General features: G+C 67.4%; 11 protein-coding genes. 5 read left to right on the forward strand and 6 right to left on the reverse strand.

All coding sequences use genetic code 11. From position 1 onward, the window contains the following. Nucleotides 1-25 precede the first annotated feature (25 nt). From AC1MDG_RS20500 to AC1MDG_RS20510, 3 genes are all read right to left on the reverse strand, one after another. Nucleotides 26-1,726 (reverse strand): DUF4389 domain-containing protein, encoded by a 1,701-nt coding sequence (locus AC1MDG_RS20500; RefSeq protein ID WP_479806486.1) that lies wholly within the window; start codon nucleotides 1,724-1,726, stop codon nucleotides 26-28. A gap of 73 nt (nucleotides 1,727-1,799) precedes the next feature. Beyond that, nucleotides 1,800-2,855: a zinc-dependent alcohol dehydrogenase family protein gene (locus AC1MDG_RS20505; RefSeq protein ID WP_043485412.1), complete on the reverse strand. Its 1,056-nt coding sequence runs from the start codon at nucleotides 2,853-2,855 to the stop codon at nucleotides 1,800-1,802. Continuing rightward, nucleotides 2,852-3,253: a hypothetical protein gene (locus AC1MDG_RS20510; protein ID WP_479806488.1), complete on the reverse strand. Its 402-nt coding sequence runs from the start codon at nucleotides 3,251-3,253 to the stop codon at nucleotides 2,852-2,854. The genes AC1MDG_RS20505 and AC1MDG_RS20510 overlap by 4 nt, the downstream gene beginning before the upstream one ends. Nucleotides 3,254-3,541: 288 nt before the next feature. On the opposite strand from AC1MDG_RS20510, the gene AC1MDG_RS20515 reads away from it, so the two are divergent. Together AC1MDG_RS20515 and AC1MDG_RS20520 are read left to right on the forward strand one after the other, a co-directional pair. Continuing rightward, entirely contained in the window at nucleotides 3,542-4,180 is a 639-nt protein-coding gene (locus AC1MDG_RS20515; RefSeq protein ID WP_479806490.1) for an SRPBCC family protein, read from the forward strand. A gap of 12 nt (nucleotides 4,181-4,192) precedes the next feature. Beyond that, entirely contained in the window at nucleotides 4,193-5,716 is a 1,524-nt protein-coding gene (locus AC1MDG_RS20520) for an amidohydrolase (RefSeq protein WP_479806492.1), read from the forward strand. A gap of 81 nt (nucleotides 5,717-5,797) precedes the next feature. Here AC1MDG_RS20520 and eat read toward each other — a convergent pair whose 3' ends face one another. After that, on the reverse strand, nucleotides 5,798-7,231 hold the full coding sequence (gene eat, locus AC1MDG_RS20525; RefSeq protein WP_479806494.1) for an ethanolamine permease: 1,434 nt from the start codon (nucleotides 7,229-7,231) through the stop codon (nucleotides 5,798-5,800). Between the two features lie 87 nt (nucleotides 7,232-7,318). Continuing rightward, nucleotides 7,319-8,359 (reverse strand): phosphotransferase enzyme family protein, encoded by a 1,041-nt coding sequence (locus tag AC1MDG_RS20530; RefSeq protein ID WP_479806496.1) that lies wholly within the window; start codon nucleotides 8,357-8,359, stop codon nucleotides 7,319-7,321. 300 nt (nucleotides 8,360-8,659) lie between these two features. On the opposite strand from AC1MDG_RS20530, the gene AC1MDG_RS20535 reads away from it, so the two are divergent. After that, complete coding sequence (locus tag AC1MDG_RS20535) at nucleotides 8,660-10,018, forward strand: aspartate aminotransferase family protein (RefSeq protein WP_479806498.1); 1,359 nt, start codon at nucleotides 8,660-8,662, stop codon at nucleotides 10,016-10,018. A 51-nt stretch (nucleotides 10,019-10,069) separates the two neighbouring features. Further along, entirely contained in the window at nucleotides 10,070-10,813 is a 744-nt protein-coding gene (locus AC1MDG_RS20540) for a GntR family transcriptional regulator (RefSeq protein ID WP_479806500.1), read from the forward strand. Nucleotides 10,814-10,840: 27 nt separating this feature from the next. Here the strand turns inward: AC1MDG_RS20540 and AC1MDG_RS20545 are convergent, their stop codons facing one another. Further along, the gene (locus AC1MDG_RS20545; RefSeq protein WP_479806502.1) at nucleotides 10,841-11,347 is read right to left on the reverse strand and encodes a hypothetical protein; all 507 of its coding nucleotides are present in this window, start codon (nucleotides 11,345-11,347) and stop codon (nucleotides 10,841-10,843) included. A 160-nt stretch (nucleotides 11,348-11,507) separates the two neighbouring features. Here AC1MDG_RS20545 and AC1MDG_RS20550 point away from each other — a divergent pair, with 160 nt between their 5' ends. Beyond that, nucleotides 11,508-12,416, forward strand: coding sequence for an SRPBCC family protein (locus AC1MDG_RS20550; protein ID WP_479806504.1), 909 nt, complete (start codon nucleotides 11,508-11,510; stop codon nucleotides 12,414-12,416). The last annotated feature ends 154 nt before the right edge of the window (nucleotides 12,417-12,570 follow it).

Here is a 12,570-nt window from a genome sequence, read left to right on the forward strand (position 1 = left end):
ACTGGGGATCAGCCCTCCGAAGGGATCAGCCCTCCGGAGGCTCAGCGCGCGGGGGCGCCGGGGGCGGCTGCGTGCGCGGGCCTGCTGCCGGCGGCACCGGCGGGCCAGGGGGCACGGCGGACTGCGAGGCTGGCACCGGCGGCGGAAGATAACCGGCCGGCGGTGCGTCGGCCGGGTCTGTCGGCCCCATGTCGAGGCGGAACGGAGGGTACTCGTCCCGCATCAGCGCCACGTAGGCAATGACGCGGTGGGTCCAGCGGTTCAGGCCGATCAGCAGGTCAAAAAGCCTCCGGCCGAAGCGGCCCGTAAACAGCAGGCTGAAACCGGCCACGATCACCAGCAGCCCGATCAGCGAGATCCCGCCGCCGCCCTGGTAACCCACCCAGGTCCCGTCAGCCCAGGTGCCGTCCACCCATCTGCCGTCCACCCATGTGCGCCGGTTGCCCCACGTGCTTGCCGCGCCTGAGAAGGCGGCGACAATCAGGAGCTGGGGAAGGGCCAGCAGCCACCATTTAACCAGGACCAGGCCCCGGGAGAGGTGCTCGGGATAGTCGACGTCGAAATCCGCCGGGTAGTCCGTCCGGGCCAGGGTGAAGGGCGGGTAGCGGTCCGTTCCGATCGCTGCATAGGCGTAGAAGGCAACCCGCCAGTTCCACCGCAGGACGCCCACGTTGAAGTTGAACAGCGAGCGCGGATAGCGGCCGGTGAACAGGATGGCAAAGCCCGCCACGATGGTGGTCACGAAGAAGGCGAACCAGAGGAAGAACAGCACGATGTAGTGCGGGATGGCCAGGAACCACTTGATCAGCCACATGCCGCGTGAGAGGGCCGGGTCCAGATAACCATTCAGCCGAACCGGGTACCGGGAAGTGTCCGATGGCTGCGGGTCCGTGGGCAGCGGCGTGCGGCCGCCTCCGGGCGGTATGGCCGCGGCCGCCGTAGGGTAGGGACCTGCGGCCCCCGGAGCTGCGGCGTACGGGGCATGGGCGTCCGGCCCCACTGGCACGGAGCCGGGGCCCATCGGCGCGGCCGCCGGGTAATGCGGCGGCGGGCCATGCCTGCCGAGCCCTGCGGCGCCGGCCACAATCAGCGGCACCCCCACCACCAGCAGGGCGATGCCGCCGATCAGGAGGCCGATGAAGACCGGCAACAACAGATCGGACCGCACGCCTGCCTGCAGGTCCACGGAGACCGGGGCGGCGCCGTCGGCGTTCATAACCACCACGGCCCAGCGGCCGCTGCGCAGGTCCCACTCAATCTGCTGGGTTCCCGTTCCCCGGGCGGAGGTGGACCAGAACGACTGCGCCCCGGGGGCAGCGGGTACGGCGTCGCCGGGGACCTCACGGTACTGGACGCGGAACGGGTAGGACTTCAACTCAGTGATTTCGGAGTGCCGGACGTTGTCAAGGTACCGGGCAACGTCCTCCTGCGGTCCGATCCCGATGAAGATCTGCTGCCCGGCCGCCGCCGTGCCGCGCAGCAGCAACCGGCCAGCGCTGTCCACCGGCAGGACGTCCGGCAGTTCCTCATCCACCAGAACGTTCAGGCCGGGCGAGGTGATGGCACGCGTGGCCACGTCGTAGCGCTCGGTGGGCGTGGTCAAATATCCGTTGTCGCGCTGCTGGAAGTTGACCCATCCGACGGCGCCGGCGGCTGTCAGCAGTCCAAGCCCCATCAGGGCGGCGAGGGTGCCGAGCACCAGCATGACTATCCGGCCTGGTTTCATGGCCAGTCCTTTCTTGCCTCTTGCTTGGCCCCCCGGGGTCTTATCCGCCGCTCTTTTGAGCGGGCGGACGCTTTCACGCCGTGATCACGACTTTGAGGGCCTTGGTTTCGGCGGCGCGGGCGAAGGTATCGTAGGCGTCCATGAACTGGTCGAACGTGAAGTGGTGGGTGGCGAATTTCTCGGCCGGAACCTTCTTCTGCGCCACCAGCTTGAGGAGCATCGGCGTGGTGTTGGCATTGACCAGGCCCATGCTGATGTTGATGTTCTGGATCCAGAGGTTTTCCACATGGAGTTCGACGGACTTGCCGTGCACGCCCACGTTGGCCACGTTGCCGCCGGGGCGCACCACCTCTGTGCACATGCCGAAGGTCGCCGGGATGCCCACCGCCTCGATGGCCACGTCCACACCCTGCCCGTCAGTGAGCGCCAGTACCTGTTCCTTCCAGTCGGCGTCGCCGGAGAGGACGACGTCGGTGGCGCCAAACTCGCGGGACTTTTCCAGCCGGTTCGCGTCAAGGTCGATCGCGATGATGGTTGCCGCGCCGTACAGTCCTGCGGTGGCGATAGCTGCCAACCCGACCGGACCCGCGCCCACAACCGCCACGGTGTCCCCCGGCTTGACCCGCCCGTACTGCACGCCGATCTCGAAGCCGGTGGGCAGGATGTCGGAGAGCATCACGGCCTGGTCGTCGCTGACTCCTTCAGGGAGGAGGTGCAGCGAGTTCTCCGCGTACGGGACGCGCACATATTCGGCCTGCGTGCCGTCAATCAGGTGGCCGAAGACCCAGCCGATGCCGGATGCCCCTTCCTCGCCCATGCAGTGCGAGTAAAGCCCGGTCTTGCAGTTGGCGCAGTGGCCGCAGGACTTGATGCAGGAAATGATGACCCGGTCCCCCACCTTCAGGCTGGTAACCGAGGAGCCGACTTCGGTGATGGTCCCTACGCCTTCGTGGCCCAGGATCCGGCCTTTCTGCACTGCGGGCACGTCTCCCTTGAGGATGTGCAGGTCCGTTCCACAGATGGTGGTGGTGTCCACCTTGACGATCACGTCGCTGGGGTTCTGGATGGTGGGATCCGGGACGTCGGTCCATGACTTTTCGCCGGGGCCGCCGTAGACGAGCGCTTTCATGCGTACTCCTTGACTCTGTGGATAAAGCCGGGGTCAACGATTTTCACGCGGCACGGCACCAAGGAGCGGTCCACTCCGGACGCCAGCCGGGACAGGCGGGCGCACTCGTGGAGTTGTTCCAGGACCGTGTCAGTGACCCGGGCGCGGGAGAGGTCGATGGTAATTTCTTTGCCGTGCAGCAGCGAGGTGGTTCGCCGCGCGACCACGTACAGGGCGCGGAGGTTGGCCCCCGTCACTACGCCACGGACTTCGATGCTGGCAGCCTCCAGGTCCGCTTCGATGCGGACCACCACCTTCAGCCGATGGTCCGAGTGTTCATAGTGCGTGGTGGATGAGGCTCCATGACGGGAGATGACGGAGGGTCGAGTACCCAGGACAGTTCGGGCGTGCTGATTCATGAAGCCGGGTCTCCTGCTATGTCCGGGAGGCGCACTGCACCATCCCTTCCCCAATGTTGTAGCGAGACCTGGTACTGATCGGCGAAGCATTTCCCTCCCCAAGGTGCGTGCGTGAGTAACGCAGGCGTGAGATGCCCCACATCAAGGATGGCCGGTCCGCGCCGCAACAGTAAGGGACGAAAGACCCCTTTACCGGGTGCGGGCCGAACCCGGGCGGGGTTTGCCCGCGGGACGGCCCCGGGGCTTATGGCCCGTGACAGGGGAACCGGCGGTCTGGAGAATTGCCCGATGAGGAAGCCACGGAACATACAACATATTTCCAAGCCCGCAGTGTTCGCCTGGCTGGTGGCATCGGCCTTCCTGTTCCGGCGTTTTCAGTTGCGCTGGGGTGCCACGGACGCCGAAGCCGACGGCGGGCTGCCTGGCGACGAATTCCTGTCCACCGCGGATCTGCAGTCCACGCGGGCGATCACCATCAAGGCTCCGGCGGATGAGGTGTGGCCCTGGCTGGCGCAGATGGGGCAGGGCCGCGGCGGACTCTACAGCTACGACTTCCTGGAAAACCTCGCCGGCCTGGACATCCACAGCGCCGACCGCGTCCACCCGGAGTGGCAGGACATCAAGGCAGGCGACCGCTTTCACCTGGCACCCGCTGCTTCCGCCGATCTGGAAGTGGGGCTGGTAGACCGGGGCAACGCCCTCGTGCTGCGCGTTCCTCCCGGATCCCCGCCCGGGCCGTTCGACTTCAGCTGGGCGTTTGTCCTGCAACCGCAGCCCGACGGCACCACCCGGATGGTGGTGCGGGAACGTTACGCCTACCGGCAGTGGTGGGCCCGGTGCCTGGTCGAAGCGGTGGAGGTTGCCAGTTTCATCATGTCCCGGCGGATGCTCCACGGGATCAGGAGCCGCGCAGAGGGAAACTCTTAGTAGCCTGTCCGTATGCCTGAACCCGCTGCGCCCGACCTCGTCCTTGCCTCCGTCCGGCAGCCCGGCGGGACGGACTGCTTGGACATTCACATTGCCCGGGGCGTTGTCACCCGGATAACGGCCGCGGATAGGCAGCGGAGCGGCGCGCGCACCGTTGACTTCGGCGGCCGGTACGCCATCCCGGGCCTCTGGGATGAGCATGTGCACATGACCCAGTGGGCCATGGCCGCCAACCGCATCGACCTGTCGCACGCCGCGTCGGCGAGTGACGCCGTCGACGTCGTCCGTTCCCGTATCGCCGGCAATGGCCTCCGCGTTGCGGTGCACAACCAGAACGACGGCGGCAGCGGCCCGACGCTGGTGGGCGTCGGCTTCCGTGACGCCGTCTGGGCGGACGTTCCCAGCTTGGCGATGCTCGACGCCGTGACGCAGGGCCGTCCTGCGGCGCTCATCAGCCATGACCTGCACTGCGTCTGGCTGAACAGCGCCGCAGCGAAACGCTACGGGGTGGAAGTGGACGCCGGCGGCCTGCTGCGGGAGGAACCGGCCTTTGCCCTGACCCGGGAGCTCGGCCGGCTGCCTGATCCGGTGGTTGACGCCTGGGTTGGCGAGGCTGCACGGAAGGCTGCCGCCCGCGGGGTGGTGGGGATCGTGGACTTTGAGATGACCTGGAACCGCGACGTGTGGCTTCGGCGGGTCGGCGCAGGCTTCGGTTCCCTGCGGGTGGAGGCGGGGGTCTATCCGGAACACCTGGACCGGGCGCAGCAGCAGGCTATGCGGACCGGGCAGGACATTCCGGGCGGGGACGGCCTGCTCAGGGTTGGGCCGCTCAAGGTGCTGATCGACGGCTCGCTGAACACCCGGACCGCGTACTGCGTGGACCCCTATCCGCACGGCGGGCGGGGCCTGCTCACCGTCAGCGAACCGGAACTGCTGGCGCTGCTCATCCGGGCCAGGGACGCCGGCTTCGTTCCGGCAGTCCACGCGATCGGCGACGCAGCGAACCAGGTGGCGCTGGACGCCTTCGAGGCCGCCGGCGTCCGGGGACGGATCGAACATGCCCAGTTCGTCCGGCAGGAGGACTTCGCCCGCTTTGGCCGGCTGGGCCTGACGGCAAGCGTCCAGCCGGCGCATGCCCTCGACGACCGCGACGCCGCCGACGCCAACTGGGGCGACCGCACCGACCGGGCGTTCCCGCTGCGGTCGCTGCTGGCTGCCGGGGCCACGCTCGCGCTGGGTTCGGACGCTCCGGTGGCGCCCCTGGATCCATGGACCGCGATGTCCGCCGCGACCACGAGGGCCGGCCGGGACGGACGCGGACCGTGGCACCCCGAGCAGGCCATCACCCGGGAGGAAGCCCTGGCGGCGTCCGCCCGCGGACGGAGCCGGATCAAGGTGGGCGACCCGGCGGACATCGCAGTGCTCGACGTCGACCCGCTCGCCGTTTCAGACGAGGTGTTCGCGTCGATGCCGGTGGCGGCGACGCTGGTTGCCGGCAGGTTCACGTACGACGACGGCGGGACGGTTGCGTCCTAAACCTGACCAGCGCGAACGGACACTTGAGGCCCCAAGCTCCGCCCGCCGTCGTCGTTCTCCCGCCGCCTAGGTCAGCGCAGGTCAGCGCAGCTCCGCTTCCGACTCCCGGATGCGGGCAAACTCCTCCTCCGGCGCGCCCGCCACCAGGTGGTGGCGGCTGTGGAAGGCAAAGTAGAGCAGCCCGACGACGAAGATGCCGGCCGTAATGGCCGCAGCCTGGATGTCAACGAGGAAGGTGGCAACCACCGCGATGACCGCAAGAGCCAGTCCGACGCCGGTGGTCACCACCCCGCCGGGCGTCCGGTAGGGGCGGTGCAGCTCCGGTTCACGCTTGCGCAGCACGATGTGTGAGAGGTTGAGCAGCACATAGGACACGGCTGCGCCGAAGACGGCGATGTTGATGAGCTTGTCGCCGTCGCCCACCGCGGCGGCCAGGATGAAGCCAACGATTCCGGGGACGATCAGCGCCCAGGTGGGCGTTTTCCGCGAGTTGGTCCGGCTGAGCCAGGTGGGCAGGTAACCGGCACGGGACAGTGCGAAGAGCTGGCGGGAGTAGGCGTAGACGATCGAGAAGAAGCTGGCCACCAGCCCGGCGAGGCCGGCATAGTTCACGAAGACAGCCAGGCCTTCGTTGCCGACGGCGCGCAGCGCGTCCGGCAGCGGGCTCGCGGACGTGCTCATCAGCGCGCTGCCGGCGCCCCCCGGAGCCAGGACCAGGACGGAGAGCCCCGTGAACGCGAGGACGGACATGGCCACGATGATGGCGCGCGGCATGTCCCGTTGCGGGTTTTCCGCTTCCTCGGCGGCCAGCGGGACGCCCTCCACGGCCAGGAAGAACCAGATGGCAAAGACGAGTGCGCCGATGATGCCGCCGAAACCGTTGGGCAGGAATGTGCTGGCACCGGCCGCGTCGCTCACGGGAATGTCGAACAGCTTCGTGGCGTCGAAGTGCGGCACCATTCCGACGACGAACGCGATGAGCGCCACCACCGCGATGCCCGTGATGACGAACATTGCCTTGAGCGCCTCGCCGACGCCAACGAGGTGGATGCCGATGAACAGCGCGAAGCAGACGAGGTATACCGGCCAGCCGTCCGTGATGCCGAACAGCCCCAGGCTCTCCACGTAGCCGCCGATGAAGACGGCGATCGCGGCCGGGGCTATCGAGTACTCGATCAGGATCGCGAGTCCGGTGGCAAAACCGCCCAGGCGGCCCAGTGCGCGGCGTGCGAAGCCGTAGCCGGCGCCTGCCACCGGGAGCGCGGAGGACATTTCGGCCAGGCCGAAGACCATGCACGCGTACATAACGCCCATCAGGACGAAGGCGATCAGCAGGCCGCCCCAGCCGCCGGCTTCGAGGCCGAAGTTCCAGCCCGAGAAATCGCCTGAAATCACGTACGAGATTCCAAGGCCGGCCAGGAGAAGCCAGCCGGCGGCACCGCGCCTTAGGCTTCGCTGTTCAAAATACGCTTTGTCGACGGCGCGCTGTTCCGCGGCCGGAAGGGTTTCAGTCATGGGAGTCTCCAGGAAAGGTGGGAGTGAAGTGTGAGTGTGGCCGTGGTTGCGGAGCCCGGGGGCTCCATCGAGAGCTGGGCCGAGGGCTCAGTCGAACAGCCAGGTGGGCGAGGTGAGGTAGCGCTCCGCGACGGCGACCGTGCCGGGGATCTGGGCATCCCAGAGTTCCGCGGGCAGCGCGTCGGCGCGGTGGGTGGTGGTCCAGCCGAGCATGGTCAGCCGGCGGATCATGCTCAGGGCCGCGGCGTGGTTCAGGTCCGTCTCGGTGAGGGGGCGGACCGTGCGGTAGCCGGCCACCCAGCTCTTCGCGACGTCCGGCGCGTAGGGCTCGTGTTCGATGAAGGACAACGCTGAGGCGAAGTCGTAGAGCAGCCAGGAGAAGCCGCAATCGTCAAAGTCGATAACGATGAGGGCGCCGCCGTCGATCATGATGTTGGACGGCCGCAGGTCTGCGTGCACCAGTCCCCAGCTGTCACCCGATACGGGAAGGCCGTCCAGCGCCGCGACGGCGGCGAATTCGGCGCGGCCCAGCACGGCCGCCTGTTCGGGCGTGAGGTCTGCGCGCCGCCAGTCCCCCCACCTGCTCGTTTCACCGAGCATGTCGCTCAGCTGCCAGGAGAAGCGGGTGAAGTCGGCCGGCAGCGGCCAGCGCTTGACCTGCTGGTGCAGTCGCGCCGTGGTTGCGCCGATTTCCGCGTAGTAAGGCCGCGGGTCGGCGAAGTCCTCGAGGATGTCCCCGGCTACGAAGGCAAAGGCGACGCAGTGCCATGCGGACCCGCCCGGGTCCGTGAAGGTATGCAGGAGGTCACCGCCGGCGGTGGGCACGACGTCGGGAACGCGCACTTCCGCTTCTTCCGCCAGGCGCCGGACCCAGGTGAGCTCGCCGGCGATCTGGCGGGCATCCCCCACATGGCCGGGACGGTGCACGCGCAGGACGGACACGGGAACGCCGTCCACCTCGATGCGGAACGTGGCGTTCTCCGAGACGGCGATCAGGGTGATCACGGTCCGGGCCGGATTGAGGCCCCAGGCGGATGTTACGGCGTCGCCGATCCACGCAGGGGCCGGTTCCCCGCGGCGCAGGCCGTTGAAGACGGCAAGCGGGGAAGTGTCTGTCATGGTGTTCATGGATGCTCCTCGGAGGCGAGGAGGGTTGGGCTCCAGTAGCGAGTATGGCACGGCAGAACCGGCCAGACCGCGCCGATCCGGAGGAATTTACGGCCTCGAAACAAAGCCGCGACTCGGAAACAAACCGTTCAATTTAGGGCCGCTTTTAGTAACGCCGCCTTAATGTGCCGGCGGTTTTCGGCGGCGACGCCCAAACATACTGGAAGGACAGAAATTCGATCCGAGGGTTGGGCCCGCCAGGACGACAATTGCACGCTTATGCACCGAACTCTTATGCACCGAACAGCGAGGACACCGACCATGGTCATCCGTTCCACCATCATGGACACCAACAGCTTCCGCACGGAGGACGCCGCCGGCCTCGATCCGGCGACGCGGCTGCTGACCGAGCGCAGGGACACCGTCCTGGGCGCCTCCTACCGGCTCTTCTACCGCAACCCGGTGCACCTGGTCCGCGGCGAGGGGCAGTACCTGTGGGACGCTGCCGGCCGAAAATACCTCGACGCCTACAACAACGTGGCCAGCCTGGGCCACTGCCACCCGGCCGTCACGGCAGCCGTGACCGCCCAGATGCAGCAGCTGAACACGCACACCCGTTACCTGCACGAACGGATCCTGGACTACACGGACGACCTCCTCTCCACCATGCCGGCCGAGCTCGACAAGGCCATGTACATGTGCACCGGCTCCGAAGCGAACGACCTCGCCATCCGCGTGGCCAAGGCGTATAGCGGCGGCGAGGGCATTATTGCCACCACGGAGGCTTACCATGGCACCTCCGAACTGACCTCGGGGGTCTCCCCGGCGCTGGGAACCGGGCAGCCGCTCGCGCCCACCGCCCGCCTTGTGGCAGCACCGGATGCCTACCGGCTGGGTGCCGAGGCCGGTCCGGACGGCGCCGGGCTCGGCACCTGGTTCGCCAACAGGATCCGCGCGGCGATTGCGGACATGGAGGCGAACGGCATCCGGTTCGCCGGGTTTATCGCCGACTCGATTTTCTCCTCCGACGGCGTCCTGCCGGGGCCGGCCGGTTACCTGCGCGAAGCAGCCGAGGTCATCCACCGTGCGGGCGGCATCATCATCGCGGACGAAGTACAGCCCGGTTTCGGGCGGACCGGCGAGGCGTTCTGGGGGTTCCAGCGGCACGGCATAGTGCCCGACGTCGTCACGCTCGGCAAGCCGATGGGGAACGGGATTCCGGTCTCCGGACTCGTGGCCAAGGCCGACGTCCTGGCCTCCTTCAGCGACACGATCCCCTACTTCAACACGTTCGGCGGCAACCCGGTTTCCATGGCTGCCGCCCAGGCGGTTCTGTCCACGATCCGCTCCGAGGGCCTGCAGGAGCACAGCCGGGTTGTCGGAGCGCACCTGCTTTCAGCGCTTGCCGGTTTGGCGGACACCCACGAGTCGGTGGGTGATGTCCGGGGCGCCGGCCTGTTCATCGGCTTCGAGCTGGTCAAGGACCGCAGCACCCGCGAACCGGACCGCGAGCTGGCGCTGGCCGTGCTGGAACAGCTCCGGGACCGCGGCGTGTTGACGTCCGTGGCAGGGCCGCACGGGAATGTCCTCAAGCTGCGCCCGCCGCTGGCCTTCCAGCCCATGGACATCGACTGGCTGGTGGGAGCCCTCGACGAGTCGCTTTCCGCACTCGGTGCCTAGTTTGTATATTTTGGGACGATGGTGACGGGCACAGGCGGAGAGCCGGACAGAATGACGGCTGCCGATGCCGCCCATGCGGCACTGGCACGGTTCGCGCGGGCGGAGATGTTTCGCCCGGGCGAACTGATGGGCAGTGAACGCGCTTTGGCCGAGCGGCTGGGCATTGGCCGCGCCGTCCTCCGGCAGGCGATCGACCGGATGGAGGCCGAGGGCACGGTCCGGCGGGTGCTGGGCCGCTCGGGCGGAGTGTTCTTCAACGACGGCCGCATCCAACGGCACCTGAACACCGTTGAGGGCGTGCCCCAGATGGTGCTGCACCAGGGCCGCGCCATCTCCACGACCGTGGTGCGCGCCGAGATGGGCCTGCCGCAGCCGGACGAGCGGCGGAACCTGCAGCTGAACGCGGGGGATGCAGTCCTGCGGATCCAGCGGCTGCGGCTGGTGGACGGGACCTCGTGGTCCCTGGACCTGTCCGTGCTGCCGGCCGCCCGCTTCCCGGGACTGCTCACCCATCCCCTGACGGGTTCGCTCTACCACCTGCTGACCACCGGGTACGGCCTGGAACTGGATCGGGCCGACGAGACGGTGGAGGCCGTGCCTGCCACGTCCGAGCAGGCGGGTGTGCTGGATGTGCCGCCGGGATCGGCATTGCTGGAAATCCGCAGGGTGGCCTGGGACGTACAGGGAACTCCGGTGGAGTTCGCACACGATTTCTTCCGCGCAGACCGTACGCGCGTTCACATGCAGAAGTACGGAACCAACTGGAAACGGACGGTGCGGCTGGGACGCGACTAAACCCTTGGCTTCTGTGCCGTCCGGAGCCTAGCCCTTGACCCGGGCCTGCACCAGGTTGGCGAACGGCAGGCGGCCGTACGCCTCCCGGAAGTCGGCGTGATACTTGGCCTCAGCCTGGTTAAGCCCGCCGGCGGGCAGCTCTTTCCAGGCGATGAGCAGGGACCTGGCGTTTGCGAGTTGCCAGATGAGCCGCCCGTCCCAGTGCCCGGGCGGCTTGCCGTTGCCAAAGTCGAGGAACTCCTGGATCTGCCGGCGCAGGCCGCGGTTGCCCTTGCTCCCCGGTCCGGCCTTTCCGACGTAGAGGGTCTCCGCACCGTCCACCCATTCGGCAGCGAGCTTTTCCGTGGGGAGCGAGGGGTCCTTTTTCTTGAATACCCCGGCCGTGCTTTTCGCCAGGAACTGCACCTGGAATCCGTCGGGCTGGAGGACGGCGAAGATACCTGGTGCCTGCGGAATCCGGTTGATTTCGACGTCAGCGATGGTCCTGAAACCGGCGAATCCGTCTTCCCGGAGCGCCTGTTTGGTGACCTGCATGGTGGGGTTCCTTAGCTCGTGAACTCGTGGAACGGCGGGGGCCGCCAAAGAAACTCTAGCCGGATGGCGGCATCAAAGTTATAGTAAGCATGCTGATTAGTTGGCGAAACCATCGTCATCGCCAGGCAACGTACAAACCGTCCTAGTCAAAGGAGACACCATGAGCACGAAGGTCGAGAAACGCATTCTGGTCAACGTCCCGGCAAGCACGGCGTACAACCAGTGGACCCAGTTCGAGGAATTTCCACACTTCATGGGTGGCGTGAAGAGCGTGACGCAGCTCAGCGACGACCGTCTTGAATGGGTGGCTGAGATTGCCGGTGTGCGCCGGCAGTGGGAGGCCAAGATCGTGGAGCAGGTCCCGGACCGCAAGGTCGCGTGGGCCGCAACTGAGGGCGCGACAAATGCAGGGGCTGTGACGTTCGAAGACGTGGGCGGCGGCCAGACCTCGGTGCAGCTGTCGCTCGAATACGAGCCGGAAGGCATCGTGGAGACCATCGGAGACAAACTCCATGTCGTCGACCGGCAGGTTGAGGGGGACCTGAAGAGGTTCAAGGACTTCATCGAGGACGAGGGCTACGCGAGCGGAGCCTGGCGGGGAACCGTCAACGAAGGCACCTCGACAGGGACTCCGGGAGTGGAGGCGGCCGCAGCTTCACGCGGCGATTCCGGCAAGGCCGGCGTCTCCGGAAAGGTCGCAGCCGGAGTCGGAGTCGCCGCGGCAGCGGCGGCAGGCGTGGCCGCGAGCATGCGGGACAAGGACGCGGAGCCCGCCCGCACCACGGCGCCCGTTTCAGGGACCCCCATCACCGCCGTACCGCCCACCAACGCTTCCGGCTATGTGGAACCCGCGGAAGCAGCTGGCACTGCATCCGGCGTCGGTTCCGGTTCCGCGTTGAGTGACGACCGGATTGCGAAGCCGTTCGACCAGACCAACGGCCTGGTCGATTTCGAAGGCGACTCGGATGAGACCGCCGACAGCGACACGCGAAGCGCCGCCGAGCGCAGGGACGAAGAGAACCGCGACGGCGGCCTTCCGCCTGCGGCTGGAAGCCTCGGCCAGCACTAGGAGCGCAAACAAGGGGCGTCGCCTCGGGTCCCGGGACCTGAAGCGACGCCCCTTCCCCATGACCACTTAAATGTCGGCGGTCGCGGGGAAACTTAATGCATGGAGCGCGGTCAGGGACCTGAGCGAGTCTCGAATACAACGGGCGGTGTGTCGG

The sequence above is a fragment of the Arthrobacter sp. AIWTK1 genome (assembly GCF_056680535.1).